The 15138-nt window shown below is 37.1% G+C and carries 16 protein-coding genes; all 16 read right to left on the reverse strand.

Annotated elements, in window-relative coordinates; all coding sequences use genetic code 11:
• Window positions 1–88: 88 nt before the first annotated feature.
• Complete coding sequence (locus CIL03_RS10910) at window positions 89–1495, reverse strand: murein hydrolase activator EnvC family protein (protein ID WP_094885879.1); 1407 nt, start codon at window positions 1493–1495, stop codon at window positions 89–91.
• A 64-nt stretch (window positions 1496–1559) separates the two neighbouring features.
• Window positions 1560–2453 (reverse strand): permease-like cell division protein FtsX, encoded by an 894-nt coding sequence (gene ftsX, locus CIL03_RS10915; protein ID WP_094885880.1) that lies wholly within the window; start codon window positions 2451–2453, stop codon window positions 1560–1562.
• Window positions 2443–3129 carry a cell division ATP-binding protein FtsE gene (gene ftsE, locus CIL03_RS10920; protein WP_094885881.1) on the reverse strand — a complete coding sequence of 229 codons (687 nt, stop codon included), beginning with the start codon at window positions 3127–3129 and terminating at the stop codon, window positions 2443–2445. The genes ftsX and ftsE overlap by 11 nt, the downstream gene beginning before the upstream one ends.
• Window positions 3130–3476: 347 nt before the next feature.
• Window positions 3477–3842 carry a cytochrome c551 gene (gene cccB / locus CIL03_RS10925; RefSeq protein WP_094885882.1) on the reverse strand — a complete coding sequence of 122 codons (366 nt, stop codon included), beginning with the start codon at window positions 3840–3842 and terminating at the stop codon, window positions 3477–3479.
• Window positions 3843–4078: 236 nt separating this feature from the next.
• Window positions 4079–5180 (reverse strand): peptide chain release factor 2 gene (prfB, locus tag CIL03_RS10930; RefSeq protein WP_108721248.1). Its coding sequence is split into 2 segments (ribosomal slippage): window positions 4079–5107 and window positions 5109–5180, totalling 1101 coding nucleotides; the frame shifts between segments, so codons are not numbered across the junction.
• Window positions 5181–5313: 133 nt separating this feature from the next.
• Window positions 5314–7827, reverse strand: a complete 2514-nt coding sequence (gene secA, locus CIL03_RS10935; RefSeq protein ID WP_094885883.1) for a preprotein translocase subunit SecA — start codon at window positions 7825–7827, stop codon at window positions 5314–5316.
• A 446-nt stretch (window positions 7828–8273) separates the two neighbouring features.
• The gene (locus tag CIL03_RS19840; protein WP_165767937.1) at window positions 8274–8435 is read right to left on the reverse strand and encodes a hypothetical protein; all 162 of its coding nucleotides are present in this window, start codon (window positions 8433–8435) and stop codon (window positions 8274–8276) included.
• Between the two features lie 392 nt (window positions 8436–8827).
• Window positions 8828–9385 (reverse strand): ribosome hibernation-promoting factor, HPF/YfiA family, encoded by a 558-nt coding sequence (gene hpf, locus CIL03_RS10940; RefSeq protein WP_094885884.1) that lies wholly within the window; start codon window positions 9383–9385, stop codon window positions 8828–8830.
• A gap of 813 nt (window positions 9386–10198) precedes the next feature.
• The gene (gene fliT, locus CIL03_RS10945) at window positions 10199–10552 is read right to left on the reverse strand and encodes a flagellar protein FliT (protein WP_094885885.1); all 354 of its coding nucleotides are present in this window, start codon (window positions 10550–10552) and stop codon (window positions 10199–10201) included.
• Window positions 10552–10953, reverse strand: coding sequence for a flagellar export chaperone FliS (gene fliS, locus CIL03_RS10950; RefSeq protein WP_094885886.1), 402 nt, complete (start codon window positions 10951–10953; stop codon window positions 10552–10554). The genes fliT and fliS overlap by 1 nt, the downstream gene beginning before the upstream one ends.
• 30 nt (window positions 10954–10983) lie before the next feature.
• Window positions 10984–12465 (reverse strand): flagellar hook-associated protein 2, encoded by a 1482-nt coding sequence (locus tag CIL03_RS10955; protein ID WP_338061886.1) that lies wholly within the window; start codon window positions 12463–12465, stop codon window positions 10984–10986.
• A 15-nt stretch (window positions 12466–12480) separates the two neighbouring features.
• Window positions 12481–12846, reverse strand: a complete 366-nt coding sequence (gene flaG / locus CIL03_RS10960) for a flagellar protein FlaG (RefSeq protein WP_094885887.1) — start codon at window positions 12844–12846, stop codon at window positions 12481–12483.
• 99 nt (window positions 12847–12945) lie between these two features.
• Window positions 12946–13167: a carbon storage regulator CsrA gene (csrA, locus tag CIL03_RS10965; RefSeq protein ID WP_094885888.1), complete on the reverse strand. Its 222-nt coding sequence runs from the start codon at window positions 13165–13167 to the stop codon at window positions 12946–12948.
• Between the two features lie 2 nt (window positions 13168–13169).
• On the reverse strand, window positions 13170–13619 hold the full coding sequence (gene fliW / locus CIL03_RS10970; RefSeq protein ID WP_094885889.1) for a flagellar assembly protein FliW: 450 nt from the start codon (window positions 13617–13619) through the stop codon (window positions 13170–13172).
• Between the two features lie 18 nt (window positions 13620–13637).
• A complete protein-coding gene (locus tag CIL03_RS10975; protein ID WP_094885890.1) occupies window positions 13638–14201 on the reverse strand; it encodes a DUF6470 family protein in 564 nt (187 codons plus the stop codon).
• A gap of 63 nt (window positions 14202–14264) precedes the next feature.
• Window positions 14265–15134, reverse strand: a complete 870-nt coding sequence (gene flgL / locus CIL03_RS10980) for a flagellar hook-associated protein FlgL (protein ID WP_094885891.1) — start codon at window positions 15132–15134, stop codon at window positions 14265–14267.
• Window positions 15135–15138: the final 4 nt, after the last annotated feature.

Below are 15138 nucleotides of genomic sequence, written 5' to 3' on the forward strand. Positions count from 1 at the left end.
CCCTTTTGCCAGAAAATAATTACTGTGTTAAGCAAACAGGCATCACACCAAAATTGTGCGATGCCTGCTGATTTTATTTTTTATAAATTTATCGGACATATGGCAATGGATTTATCGGATTGCCATATCCACCTGAATGTACTTCAAAATGCAAATGTGGACCTGTTGAATCTCCAGTGTTTCCAGTTGCGCCAATTGCCTGTCCTTGACTTACAGCCTGTCCTGGAGATACGGACATACTGCTTAGGTGAGCCATAACAGTTGTATAGCTTTTACCACCTATATAGTGGGAAATCATAATTACATTCCCAAAACCACCAAGTCTTCCAGCTCTGCTGACAACGCCATCAGCTGGTGCTCTTAATGTCGTTCCTGTTCCTACTCCAACATCAATTCCAGCATGAAGTCTATTGTAATGGAAAATTGGATGGTATCTATTTCCATAATAAGAAGTTATCGGACCTGCAGCCGGTTTAATAAAGATTCCGTTACTGTTACCTGATGAACTTGAATTGGAAGGTGAGTTTGAGCTCGGCTTTTTGCTTCCGGATTCTTTATTATTCGCAGCCTTTTCTCTCGCTGCTTCTTCTTTAGCCAGCTGTTCCAATTCGCCTTTTTTACTTTGGGCTAGAGAAATCGCTTTTTTCTTCGCTGAGGCTTCCGCATTAAGTATTTGCTGTTCTTGTTCCAAAGTCAGCTTTATTTCTTCAAGATGACCGTGTTCTTCTTCCAGTTTAGCCATTAACTTCTCTTTTTCAGCCATCTGTTTATCAAGCTGTCCTTTTAATGATACAAGCTCATGTTTTTGAGATTCTAATGCTTTCTTTTGCTCTTCTACTTCTGCTTTTTTAGACTCTACTTCTGCTTTTTTAGATTCTACTTCTTTTTTTGCTTCTTCTAATTTCTTTTTATCAGCAGCAAGTGCCTCCATGATCGATTTGTCCTGATCCATGATTGTATTAACTGCAGTAGTCCTGCTGATCAAATCGCTGAAGCTTTGTGCTCCAAATATAACCTGGATATATTTCATCTGTCCGCCGTTTTCCTGGATGGAACGCAGACGATCTTTTAAAAGTTCTTCCCGTTCTTTAATGCGATCTTGTAGTATAACTATTTCTTTCTTCAATTCCTCAATTTGGTTTTTCAAATCTGTAATTTTATTTGTTAAATCTTCTATCTGCTTATTCGTTTTACTGATTTCGTCTTCTTTAGCCTGAATTTTTTCAGTTGTTTCTGTTAGTTCTTTATCAATTGAATTAATTTCCGTTTCAACAGACTGTTGATTATTAAGATTCTCGTTAATTTTACTTTGGGTATCATTCTTTTTAGAATTCACATTTCCTTGTTTTTCTTCAATGCCACCCTGTTCTTTTTCTAGTTCATCTATTTTTTTCTTAAGTCCGTCAATCGATTCAGCAGATACTGGATTAAAGTCAGCAGCAGCTATTGTCAAGACAAAAAATGCCGCAAGTAATGATGATAAGACTTTTTTCATTCTCTTATTCCCCTTCCCTAAGTTAAAAAGTTTGCTATGATGCTCTCTATTTTCATGCTTTCTGCTATACTTTCAGGAATTTCCGGACACTCATTACACTTCCCCAGATACCAATGAGTACGCCGATTGCCAATATGATGAGAGAAAGCTGCCATGCAAATGGATTATATGGTAACAATGTTACAAAACTATAATTATCCAATACTCCTAAATTATTTACGAGATAATAATAGCCTCCAAGAATTGCTCCAATTGGAATTAATGAACCTAATATTCCGAGCAGCATGCCTTCAATAAAGAACGGCCATCTGATAAATCCATTTGTTGCACCTACAAGCTTCTGGATGCCAATTTCTCTGCTTCGAGCCATAATTGTAATTTTTATTGTATTTGAAATAAGGAATATTGCTGTAAATACCAAGCCAATAATTATCGCAAGACCTATCGTCCGTGCATAATCATTAAATTGAAATAAGCCTTCTACATAATCTCTTCCGTAATTAACATCCTGTACATTATCCATTCCGAGGATATCTTTTGCTATACGCTCTGTATCTGCCGGATTTTGAGCTTTTACAGCGTAAGCGTGACTCAATGGATTATCTTGTTCGTAAAGCTGCCACGCTTCTCCCTCTTCTCCCATACTTTCGATGAGACCGACTAATTCATCATCTTTGGAGGAGAATTGAACTGTATCGATTCCGCTTAAAGCTTTAATATTGTCACCAAGATCTGTAATTTGTTCTTCATCTGCTGTCTGATCAATTAATACTTTTATTTCTACATCATTTTCAATATTATTTGCCATCTGATTGAGATTGAGCACTAATGCAAGAAATGCTGCCACCAAAATCAGTGTAGTTGTTACTGCGCCAACAGAAGCAATGGTCATCCAGCCATTTCGGATTATATTTTTGCAGCCTTCCCGTAAATGCCTTGTTAAAGTTCTAAATTTCATAGCCGTATTCACCCCGGTTTTGGTCCCTAACAATCAAACCGTCTTCAATAGCAATAACACGTTTTTTAATTGTGTTAACAATTTCTTTGCTGTGAGTGGCCATGATAATTGTTGTACCTCTTGCATTAATTTCTTCAAATGTTTTCATGATTCCCCATGATGTGTCTGGATCAAGGTTTCCAGTGGGCTCATCCGCAATAACTATTTTAGGATGATTAACGATGGCACGTGCAATAGATACCCGCTGCTGCTCTCCGCCGGATAATTCATCGGGAATAAAACGGGCTTTATTTTTGAGTCCTACAATTTCAAGAACGTCCATAACACGTTTGCGGATATTACGAGGAGATTCTTCGATAACCTCTAGAGCAAAAGCGATGTTTTCATAAACGGATAGCTTAGGCAGTAATTTAAAATCCTGAAAAATCACTCCAATGTCCCTTCTTAAATAAGGAACCTTTCTTTCTTTAATTTCACTCATATCAATTTCATTTATTATAATTGTCCCTTGGGTTGGCTTGACTTCCCTGTACATTAGTTTAATGAATGTCGACTTGCCGGCACCACTTGGCCCAACTATATATACAAATTCACCCTGTTTAATATCAACACTGATGCCATTAAGGGCAGTAACCCCATTAGCATAAGTTTTATATATATCCTTCATTAATATCATATATGTATCACCTTTACATTTTTTGATGTTTTTCTTAGCTGCTCTGTCTTTTATAATGCGTAATTTGTTAAATTCTGGTTAATCCTGCTGATTGTTCTGCAGAATAAGTACCTCGCTGAACAATACTAATACAGTATAACATTTTTCGGCAGGTTTTTTAGACATAAAATTATTACATTTATATTTCAAAAGAATACATTGTTGTAAAATATTTATATTACTGTCGAATTAATGGGAATTAAGATTTAATTAGAAGAACTGTGGTTTTGTTGCAAAAAAAAGAAAAACCTGTCTAATGAATAAATTCATTAAACAAGGTTTTTCACCGTTTTCATATTAATTTCTAATTATTTTTGTTCAGCTAACCAGTTTGCCAATAAATCTACATCGTCTCCAGTTGCCATTCCAGCAGGCATGGTACCTTGACCTTCATTAATAATGGTAGCAATCTCATCTGCGGAGTGAGTAGAACCTACATTTGTTAATTCAGGACCTGCTCCTCCGGAAAGATCTGCACCGTGACATGAAGCACAATTAGCTTGGAAAACTTCTTCAGCAGCAGCAGTATCTACTGTACCACCCTCTTCAGAACCTGTAGATTCTTCTGTTCCAGTATCTCCTGATGTATCATCAGATGCGCCGTCATCCCCGCCGCCACATGCACCAAGTACAAGCGCTGAACCGAAAAGTACTGCGAATAACCATTTTTTCATAGCTTAAATCCCCCTTACAAATTTTAGTGTATAGGTTATCATATTTTATTATAACCCTTTTACTAATTAATAAAACCCTCGGCTACATTAAAAACAAATTATTTTGTCTTTAAATGCATTGAAATCAATACTTTGGCAAATTGTGTCATTTTCATGAAATTATCTTAAATTCCTTGGTATACTAGGGTTTCTGTGATAAACATCACGAATTTTAGTTGAATTTATTTATAGCTAAACTAGTCAATCTGGGATCTTAAATACGCGTCAATAAATGGATCAATATCACCGTCCATGACACCTTGCGTATTTCCAACATCTATATTTGTCCGGTGATCCTTTACCATTGAATAGGGATGGAAAATATAGGAACGAATCTGACTGCCCCAGCCAATTTCCTTTTGTTCGCCGCGAATATCGGCAAGCTCTTGCTGCTGCCGTTCAATTTCCAGCTGATATAGTTTTGACTTGAGCATTTTCATGGCAGCTTCCCTGTTTTTAATCTGAGAACGTTCGTTTTGACAAGTTACGATTACATTTGTTGGAATATGAGTAATTCTTACAGCTGAATCAGTTGTATTAACATGCTGCCCGCCTGCCCCACTGGCACGATATGTGTCTATTTTAATATCTTCGTTTCTTATTTCAATATCCACATCACCTGTCATTTCTGGCGTAACATCACAGGAAACAAACGAGGTATGTCTTCGTCCAGACGAATCAAATGGAGAAATCCGCACAAGACGATGGACCCCTTTTTCAGCCTTCAAATAGCCATAGGCGTTGTGTCCCTTAATCAATAAAGTAACACTTTTCACTCCCGCTTCATCACCAGGCAGATAATCCATTGTCTCTACCTTGAAATCTTTATCATCAGCCCAACGCTGATACATGCGCAACAGCATACTGGCCCAGTCTTGGGATTCTGTTCCGCCTGCCCCTGGGTGAAGTTCTAAAATGGCATTGTTTGCATCATAAGGTTCACTTAACAGCATTTGTAATTCAAAAGCATTGATATGTTGAATTAATGCAGCTGCTTCGTCATTTAAGTCTGCAAATAATTCCTTGTCATTTTCTTCTTTTACCAGCTCATAGGATACTTCTAAATTCTCTAATCGTTCCTCAATTTCTTCAAAACTGTTCACATAGGTTTTTAACCCGTTTACTTCGTCTATCACATTTTGGGCAGCATTCTGATCATCCCAAAATGTTGGTGCTGTCATTTGCATTTCCAATTCTTCTATCCGCTTTTTTTTATCTCCTAAGTCAAAGAGACCCCCTAAAGTCTTCAATACGGGAAGCCATCTTATCCAGTTCTTGTCTGATTTCAACTAATTCCATAATCAATTCACCTCATTTAAAAATTTAAGCTTTGAATAAAAGAAGCCGTCCTCCCCTAGGGGCTCTATATGTCTGAAACAGCGACTTAAGATGCCCTTTTAGGGTAGTGGGACGGTTCCACCTAAGTTTCACTTTATCTGCCATGGCAATTTTTGTATTTTTTTCCACTGCCGCATGGACACGGATCATTTCTTCCAACATCCTGTGTTTTCACATACGGTTTTCTAGTCTTTTTCTTCTCATCCTGCCCGCCGGAGACTGCTTGAGTGTCCTTTACAACTTCCTCGCGTTTCAGATTATCTCTTATTTGTGCTTTCATAATATATTTGGCAACTTCTTCTTCAATATTCTCAATCATGACTTCAAACATCGAGAAGCCTTCAAGCTGATATTCACGCAAAGGATCGTTTTGGCCATAGGCCCGCAGATGAATGCCCTGACGCAATTGGTCCATTTGGTCAATATGATCCATCCATTTGGAATCAACCGTACGGAGTAAAATAACTTTTTCAAATTCACGCATTTGCTCCGGAGTCAGTTCATCTTCTTTTTCATCATACTTAGCACGAACTTTTTCCATAACCAGTTCTATTATTTCTTCTGGTTCTTTCCCCTTAATATTATTTTCATTAATATCTTCAGGATCTAACAGATTTCCATGCAGATACTCGGTAATTGCCTTATAATCCCATTGATCGTCATCATCATCCTGAGTATGTGTGCCAACAACACGTTCAAGCGTTGAGAGGATCATTTTTTCGATAATTAATCTTAGATCCTCTTCGGAATCAATAACATCAAAACGCTGTTTATAAATAATTTCACGCTGTTCACGAAGTACGTCATCATAGGAAAGGACAGTTTTACGTGCGTCAAAGTTATTGCCCTCTACCCGTTTTTGGGCTGACTCTACAGCTTTTGATACCATTTTACTTTCGATTGGCTGTGTGTCATCCATTCCCAATCGTTCCATCATGGATTTTAAATTGTCTGAACCGAAACGGCGCATCAATTCATCTTCCATGGATAAATAGAATTGTGACATACCTGGATCACCCTGACGACCGGAACGACCACGCAGCTGATTATCGATCCTGCGTGATTCATGCCGCTCTGTACCAATAACTGCAAGACCGCCTGCTTCCTTAACCCCATCACCAAGTTTAATATCTGTTCCGCGTCCAGCCATATTTGTTGCAATCGTTACTGCACCTTTTTGGCCGGCATTCTCGATGATTTCTGCTTCTCTGTAATGATTTTTCGCATTAAGGACATTATGCTTTACGCCAGCTTTTTTCAGCAGCTGTGAAATTAGTTCGGAAGTTTCTACTGCAACAGTTCCTACAAGAACAGGCTGACCTGACTCATAACGTTCTTTAATATTTTCAACAACTGCGCGGAATTTACCTTCCATCGATTTATAGATTAAATCTGCTCGGTCATCACGAATAATAGGTCTGTTCGTCGGAATTGCAATTACATCCATATTATAAATATTTCTAAACTCTTCTTCTTCCGTTTTTGCAGTACCTGTCATACCTGCAAGCTTGTTATACATTCTGAAAAAGTTTTGGAATGTAATGGATGCCAGTGTCATGCTTTCATTTTGAATCTGCAAGCCTTCCTTAGCCTCAATTGCCTGATGCAGACCATCACTGTACCGGCGTCCTTTCATTAAACGTCCAGTGAACTGGTCTACGATAACAACTTCGCCTTCTTCGATTACATAGTCATCATCCAGGTGCATGGAAACATGAGCTTTTAAAGCCTGGTTAATATGATGTGTTAAAGAAACATGATCCAGATCAAATAGATTTTCAATTGAAAAATAGCTTTCTGCCTTATTTATCCCTTCCTCAGTCAGTTGTACACCTTTTGTTTTTTCATCATAGGTGTAATCACCTTCACGTTTTAACGTACTGACAAATGAGTTAGCCTGCAGATATAGCGAAGCAGATTTTTTAGCAGAGCCTGAAATAATTAACGGTGTTCTAGCTTCATCAATCAAAATCGAGTCAACCTCATCAATAATGGCGAAGTTAAGCGGCCGCTGTACCATTTGCTCTTTATACAGCACCATGTTATCCCTAAGGTAATCAAACCCGAATTCATTATTGGTGCCATAAGTTATATCACAGTTATAAGCTTCTCTTTTTTCATCTTTTGACAATCCGTTTCCATTTAACCCTACTGTCAGTCCCAAAAAGTCATATAGCTGTCCCATTTCCTTAGCATCACGGTCAGCCAGGTATTCGTTAACTGTAATGATGTGAACACCTTTTCCTGCAATAGCATTCAGGTATGAAGGCATCGTTGAAGCTAATGTTTTACCTTCCCCTGTTTTCATTTCGGAAATATTGCCTTCATGCAGTGCAATTGCTCCTGTAAGCTGTGTAGCAAAAGGACGCATGTTCAGTACACGCTTCGATGCTTCACGTACAACAGCATATGCTTCTGTCAGCATGTCGTCCAGGCTTTCGCCATTTTGATAGCGTGTTTTAAATTCCTCTGTTTTTTGTTGAAGTTCCGCTTCAGATAATTTTTCCATTTCTGGTTCTAAAGCTTCTATCTGATCAACCTTTTTTTGTATTCTATTTAATTGTTTTTGATTGCCATCACCAAAAATTTTAGTTAATATTCCTGCCATTATAAACGCTCCTCAAATATTTCAATAGATCATTTTATTAGAAAACTTGGCTTATCGCCAAGCTTTAATGGCGAAAGCCTTAGTTCAACGAAAAATACTTTTCGTCTTCGGTGCCAATGCCCCGAAGTGTTCCTTATGCACTTATACTGATTTCCTTAAAAAGGAATGCTTTCTTATCAGTATAAAAATATCTGTTTTTAAAACAGATAAAGGGTAAAAAATATGATGTATTATTTTACCGGCCTCTTGGACTTTAATACTTGGTCCAATATTAATAATAACATTATACAAACGAAGATGACAACTCGAAGTGCTATTACAGCAACCTGGAACAGGTAAAAACAAAAAAGAACAGTTTGGAGGTAAACTGCTCTTTAAACTTTGGGGATATCTGAGGGTAATTGAAGAGTAAAAAAACTCTTCAAATGGGGAATGAGGGGGTAATCTTATGTCAGAGAATATTCCTTATCATTCCTTTGTTTATTTGCAACATCAGTTATTCTCCTGTTTGTTGCGGCGATAATTTCCACCAGTTGGCTGATTGTATGTTCATGTTGCTGCACTTTTACTTTTAATTCGTTTAATATGATTTGATCCTGTTCATTCATATTTCCACCTCCTGGGTCTATTGACTTATTTATAGCATAGAGAGGGTAAAAAGAGCTAATTGCCAATTTTCAATTTCGGGAATTGATTCGACAGTAATTCGCCATAAAACGACTATTTTCGATACTAATATCTGAACTACTTTTAAAAATTGGCCTAATTTATGCTTCCAAAATTTAAATTTGGCATTTCATTCTACAAAATTCGACAAATATGCCCTCAAGCCTCCCTCCGTCTAACTTTACAGCTGTTTTTTTATTGGTATTATTCTGTTGAAATCTCCAAAATTATGTTTCCTGAAATTTAGAGGTATTTGAGTGATTGGTTGGAAACTCTTTATTAAATTCAAAAAACAAGGCAACCCCTAAAAAGGGATTGCCTTGTCTTATATTAATTAAGCATTAGGTTCGATTAAACCGTATTTTCCGTCTTTACGACGGTAAACGACATTTGTATCGTTGGTAACGGCATTAGTAAATACATAGAACGCATGACCAAGCATGTCCATTTGCAATACAGCCTCTTCAGAATCCATCGGTTTCAAATTAAATCTTTTTGTTCTTACAATTTCTATTTCATCTGAATCTTCTTCGACTGCAACATTTGCTGACTCTTTTTCCAATTCAGCAAAAACATGTTTCGGAGAACCGTCTTGTCTAAACTTGCGATTTACCTTCGTTTTGTATTTTCGAATTTGTCTTTCAAGTTTATCGACGACTAAGTCGATGGCAGCGTACAAATCAATGTGCTGTACCTCTCCGCGCAACAATAGATTTGTCATCGGGATAGTAACTTCAATTCTCTGCTCATCATTATAGACACTTAAATTTACATGTACATCGGAAGTTGGCGGTGTGTCGAAGTATCTCTCCAGCTTGCTGATTTTCTTTTCCACATAATCTCGAATAGCTCCAGTCACCTCAAGATTTTCGCCACGAATGTTAAATTTCATATAAGTGTCCTCCTTTCATCCTTTGAATATATTATACTACGTTTCCCACAGAATTTCCTGCTTAAACCTGCAAGAATTCTGGTATCGCTTCGAAGCTTTTTGTCGAAATGCTGTGTGAGTGTTGATTCCAAGCACTTTACACTAAATTAATGTTTTTTTACTTTTAGTTAATAAATTGGATCTTTTCTTATTTTTTTGCTTTTTGAACTACGCAGTTGATAGAAAGTGTGAACTAAAATCAACGATGATAATTCCATCGGCCGCTCAGGGAATATAACCACACTACCAGAATCATATCAGCCATCCGCCGAAAATATCCGCTATGTGACCAGTGGCTACTTGTTGCTAGCTGTTTGGGTTTAGAGAAGTACTCTATGTGCCCGGTGGCTAATTATTTCGTGTTGTTTGGGCTTAGAGAGGCGCTCTATGTGACCGGCGGCTAATTATTTCAGGCTGTTTGGGCTTAGAGAGTGACTCTATCTGCCCGGCGGCTAATTATTTCAGGCTATTTGGGCTTAGAAAAGCGCTCTATGTGATCGCTGGCTATTGTTTTCTAGCTGTTTGGCTCAGAGAAGTACCCCAAATCCTGATAATCCGTTCAACCCGCGAAACATCCATCCGAAGTTGAAAATCAAGAGAGCAGTTATGCCGCAGCCTATAGATTTAGTATCAAAACCAACAAATCTTTTAGAGAACAGCAAAAAAGCGACTGTATCCAGAAGATGTGTAGTCTCATTATTTGAACATCCAGTTTCTCTCAAACAAGATATTTTAAACTGATCACATCTTTATAGAGCAGCCGCTTCTTTTCAGTTATTTTTTTCTATCCATAAACATGCCATCAAGAGTTTGTACACTTTTATACGGATTGGTATAAGACATATTAGATTTTCTTTGCTTTTTTATTTGTTTCATCTCTGATTTCAGATCATTAAACAGCTGCAGCATTTTAGTTTGAATTTCTTCATTTAATACTACCAGCTCTTTGCCTAGTACTTTTTCCTCTTCTGTAAAAGGAGGATTCACATGCTGCAAATGTATGCTTCTTTTATCAATTAATTCATTCACCTGTTCAATTACTGCCTCACGATCTTTAGCTGTTATCTCCTGTACTAACGTTTTCTTCAGCTGTATCGTAATTTCATATAATTCCCGTAACCGGTTCATTATATATTTGCACCTTGAGTGAATTGTTTTTGCCTTGTCTTTAAGATAACCTGTTTCCAGGTATCTCTAAATTCCACCGCCATTGCCAATACGTCTTCAAGCTTAGCTGCATCGTTTTTTATATTGCCTTCTTTCAGCTGAAACAGCATATAATCATATAATGGCAAAATCTGTTTTGAAATTTCTACTTCCGGATCCAGTGTGATCATTAATTCCTGAATGATGTTTTGTGCCTTCTGGATGTTTGTGTTTTTAGCTTCATGATTTTCTGCTTCCATATCTTTTATTGCCTTTTTAATAAATTTTATGCAGCCATTGTATAGCATCAATGTTAATTCTCCGCCTGAAGCGGTATTTACAGCATTATTCTGATATACCTGGTGTTGTTTGTTAAGTGCCATGACTTGATTCACCCCTTCTTATATTAACAGTTACATACCTCCGCCAAATTGGGACATCAGTTGTGCGGACTGCATATTCATTCGTGAGATTGCTGATTCCATTGCAGTAAATTGGCTCCAGTAACGATTTTCTCTCACTACTAATCGATCCTCAAATGCTGAGATACGTTCATTTAAATCCTTCATGCGTTTTCCCAGCGTATAATTTTCAAGTGTAGTATGTGTATCATTCCCGGCGCGTTCTCCAATTTGATTAATAGTTCTTTCAAGAGAATCCTCCAAACGATTTACAAGACCTCGACTTTCATTTTCATCACTATTGGAAAATAATTTCTGAACACCTGCCGGATCCTCTCGAAGTGCATCCCTTAAATCTTTTTCATTTACAACAAGTTTTCCACCATCCATGTAATCCTTGGATGTTTCAATACCAATTTGAGTTAACGAAGTAAATCCTCCACCTGTATCCACACTGGAATACCAGCTTTGACGCATGGAAAATAGCCCACTCGATAATGCAGATTCTCCCCTTAGAAGGCCGCTTTTTGCACGCTCTTCCCAAAGCTCAATTTCATCCTCGGACATATCCTTCTTCTGTTCATCCGTTAATGGAGGATAGTCCCGATACTTTTCCTCTCGCTGGGATTCATTTAATGTCTCAACGACTTCATTGTATTTGTCGACGAACTTCATGATGGATTCAAAGGAAGATTCAACATCGTTGGTGACCGTTAAGTTGGCACTGCCAACATCTTTAAATTGAAAATTTATACCATTTAGTTGGTAATCGTTTGTTTTAGAAGTCAGTTCCAATTCAGTATTATTATATTTAAACTTGGCATCTGTTCCACCTTGTTCCTTGGACATATGCAAATTTAGTGTGTTTTTGAAAAATGCATTGGAACCCTCGTAAAATACTATTTCTTTTCCATCTGGGTTGTAATTTCCTGTTCTAGTAGTCTCCATAATTACACGCTGGGACTGATCATCAAAAAACATCCGAACATTATTATCATCATCCGAAACTCTTTTTAATAATTGATTTAATGTTTCTCCATCTTGAATGGTGTAATTATGTGTATCAGCTTCCCCTTTTTCATTATAAGTTGTGAACGTAAATTTTTGCTCCTGCACTCCTTGCTCTTTTAAGCTTGTATTAGGATCGAGATCAACAGCTGCTGTACTCATATTAATAGCATTTTTAGCCAATTGAGTTACTTCAATACTATAAGACCCATTCGAAGCACTCGATGAACCGCTCGCCGTAACAGCACCTTCATTTGAAGAACTAACCATTTTTGAATTATACGTACTACTCATTTTCATATTCAGTATCATTTGGTCTAATTCTGATAGTTTTTTATTAACATCCCGAAATGCATCCCGTTTCCACTCAAGCATTGTTTTATCCTGTTGCATTTTATCAAGCGGAATTCGTTCAGCAGTCATTAATTTATTAACGATGGAATCAATATCCATCCCTGTCGCCAGTCCGCCTACCCGCATTACCATTATATTCCTCTCCTTTTATATCTTTTCATCAACCAGAATTCCCATTAATTCCGCCATATCTGCATACATATCAAGGAATTTTTTTGGAGGGATTTCTTTAATAACTTCATCTGTTAAAGGATTAACTACTGTTACATAGTACTCATTTAGTTTTTCGTGATATTGAAATTTCAAATTTGTACGTAATGGCTCAATAATTTCATTTAACTTGGAAATTACTGATTCAACCTTATCTTTATTTATCACAATTTCTTTATGTAAAGCTATTTTATTATCATTTCCTGCCTGTTCAGCGGATTTATTCATAGCTGTTGTCATTTGCTTGTTGTGTTCGCCATTTAGCAGAGGCTGTGATTCATTCATCACTTTTTCCAATCGCATTTCTCATGCAACTCCTCAAGGCTCATATTTTCTTTTTATATCGGCTCAAAACAACAAATCATTTAGGATTTACTAATAAATAATTTATAAGGCAGTTATCTATTTATTTTCTTTTAAAAGCTGGACTAAATCCAAAGAGACATTTGCTGCTTCATTATTCTGTTCCTGAATATCCAGATAAATTTCTTTCCGGTGAATATCCACCGATTTGGGTGCATCAATACCGATTTTTATTTGATCGCCTTCAATAGCCAGGATCTTAATTTCAATATCATCACCTATTTGGATTGCTTCATTCTTCTTTCTTGTTAATACAAGCATACCTATTCTCCTTTCACTTTCTCTGGATTCCCTTGAGTAATCGGAGCTTTCGTTGGATAATCGTCTATATTTAAAATATATTGTTTTCCCAGTTTGTGATTAGGATTAATAATAATTGGTGCTTTTAAATTAAGTGTACTTGCTTGAAATGGACTTTTTAATGTAACAATTGTCAGAACTGTGACATCCTTCTCATTACTAATTGCCAGGCTTTCCATCAAATTATTATCAAGATCAAATGAATAATCACGGTAAATATGATATGGATTTGTAACGATAAATGCAGTATCTGCCGTAGAAACAGATTGTAAAATTTGAAAAACCGGATTATCCGGCAAATCCAACAAAACAAAACCTGTCTCATTTATAAAACCCGGAAGACCCGCAGAAAACTGTATTATTTTAGATTCGTCAATTTCTAAGTCCCCTAAATACTTTGTTTGAATATACATGTTGGGTTGTCATCCTTTCTAACCAAATAAATTTATATAATCGATTTCTAATTGTTGATATTGCTGCATGCTGATATCAACCGAACCTTGTTTATAAATGTGCTCCGGCTTACGAATCGTTGCTTCAATAACAGGCTTATTTGTTTGCACATCTATTTGTACCTCTGACGGCTGATAACTTGTTTTAACAGCAAACCGGGATGGGATAAATTTAATTCCGAGTGACTGCTTCGCTCGATAACCATTCGCTATAGCCTGAGATGCAATAGGATTCCCCTTATTTTCTATCTTCATTAACTCACTGCCTTGCTGCGCCCGTCTGGCCATACCCGCTTGCAGATCCTGCAGGCCAGCACGTGCAAATTTGTCATTCCGTTTCGTAATATGCATTAAATTCATATCTTCCCAGGCTTGAGTTTGGTCAATTTGAAGCTTGGATGGGGTTGTGGTCATTGATATTTCAGCTTGCGGCTGTTGAATGGAAATTTTAGCATTCGGCTGCTGAATCTCTTGTTTCCCTGCTGTTTGCTGAATCTGAATTTTTGCCATTTGTGAATCTATCCGGATTTGAGGTAAACGCATATAATTCCTCCTCAAAAGTAATAAAACCCCGAACCCTCTATGGGCCAGGGTAAAATAATTGTACTATCTCAGAAAATCCATCAGTGATGGCTGTATAATTCTGGATCCTGCTGACAATGCTGCACGATGCAGACTTTCCTGTGTAATTAATTCCGTAATTGCTTTAGAATAATCAACATCTTCATTCTTCGACATCATACTTGTAGCAATAACCTCTTGTTCGCCCAAACGGTTTTCAATTAATTCCAGACGGTTCATACGGGCTCCTAAATCAGCACGGTTGTTAATGAGGCCGTTGATGCCTTTATCAAGTTCTTCAATACTTGCGGAAATATCCTCACCCGTGCCACTTAATGCAGTTTCAAAATTATTGATGGTTTTAAATATTTCTCCAAACACATCTTCTCCATTAACATTTACAGTTAATTTTGTACCATTTGATACTTCAATTTTAACATCGGAGCTTTCTCCTCCAAAAGTCCCTTCTATAAGGTCAACTTCAGGAGGTTCGTCAGTATTTGTCCCATTAAAAATATACTTTCCGTTAACTTCTGTTTCTGCAATATCCTTTAAGTGTTCTTTTAACTGGGTAACTTCCTCTTTGATACTAGTAAGTTCTTCTGTATCATTGGTGCCATTACTCGCCTTTACAGCCAATTCGCGTAACCTTTGCATTGCCTGTGTTGCCTTATCAAGTGCAGCATCGGAATTATCCATCCAATTATGAACTTCATTCGTATTACGTTTAAATTGTTCAATTTCAGTTACCTGACTGCGGTAATTCATCCCTTTCATGGCGATTACAGGATCGTCAGAAGGAAGATTAATTTTTTTACCGGTATTTAACTGATCCATAATCGTACCCATTTTCGAATAGCTATTGGATAAATTATGTAACATATTATTAGATAGCATTCCTTGTGTAACTCTCATCGCT

It is taken from the genome of Virgibacillus indicus (assembly GCF_002266285.1).
Classification (GTDB): domain Bacteria; phylum Bacillota; class Bacilli; order Bacillales; family Amphibacillaceae; genus Virgibacillus_K; species Virgibacillus_K indicus.

What these genes read in the sequence shown, in the direction of transcription:
- CIL03_RS10910 (WP_094885879.1), bottom strand. Translation starts at nt 1,495, where the DNA reads ATGAAAAAAGTCTTATCATCATTACTTGCGGCATTTTTTGTCTTGACA.
- ftsX (WP_094885880.1), bottom strand. Translation starts at nt 2,453, where the DNA reads ATGAAATTTAGAACTTTAACAAGGCATTTACGGGAAGGCTGCAAAAAT.
- ftsE (WP_094885881.1), bottom strand. Translation starts at nt 3,129, where the DNA reads ATGATATTAATGAAGGATATATATAAAACTTATGCTAATGGGGTTACT.
- cccB (WP_094885882.1), bottom strand. Translation starts at nt 3,842, where the DNA reads ATGAAAAAATGGTTATTCGCAGTACTTTTCGGTTCAGCGCTTGTACTT.
- secA (WP_094885883.1), bottom strand. Translation starts at nt 7,827, where the DNA reads ATGGCAGGAATATTAACTAAAATTTTTGGTGATGGCAATCAAAAACAA.
- CIL03_RS19840 (WP_165767937.1), bottom strand. Translation starts at nt 8,435, where the DNA reads ATGAATGAACAGGATCAAATCATATTAAACGAATTAAAAGTAAAAGTG.
- hpf (WP_094885884.1), bottom strand. Translation starts at nt 9,385, where the DNA reads ATGAAATTTAACATTCGTGGCGAAAATCTTGAGGTGACTGGAGCTATT.
- fliT (WP_094885885.1), bottom strand. Translation starts at nt 10,552, where the DNA reads ATGAACCGGTTACGGGAATTATATGAAATTACGATACAGCTGAAGAAA.
- fliS (WP_094885886.1), bottom strand. Translation starts at nt 10,953, where the DNA reads ATGGCACTTAACAAACAACACCAGGTATATCAGAATAATGCTGTAAAT.
- CIL03_RS10955 (WP_338061886.1), bottom strand. Translation starts at nt 12,465, where the DNA reads ATGGTAATGCGGGTAGGCGGACTGGCGACAGGGATGGATATTGATTCC.
- flaG (WP_094885887.1), bottom strand. Translation starts at nt 12,846, where the DNA reads ATGCGATTGGAAAAAGTGATGAATGAATCACAGCCTCTGCTAAATGGC.
- csrA (WP_094885888.1), bottom strand. Translation starts at nt 13,167, where the DNA reads ATGCTTGTATTAACAAGAAAGAAGAATGAAGCAATCCAAATAGGTGAT.
- fliW (WP_094885889.1), bottom strand. Translation starts at nt 13,619, where the DNA reads ATGTATATTCAAACAAAGTATTTAGGGGACTTAGAAATTGACGAATCT.
- CIL03_RS10975 (WP_094885890.1), bottom strand. Translation starts at nt 14,201, where the DNA reads ATGCGTTTACCTCAAATCCGGATAGATTCACAAATGGCAAAAATTCAG.
- flgL (WP_094885891.1), bottom strand. Translation starts at nt 15,134, where the DNA reads ATGAGAGTTACACAAGGAATGCTATCTAATAATATGTTACATAATTTA.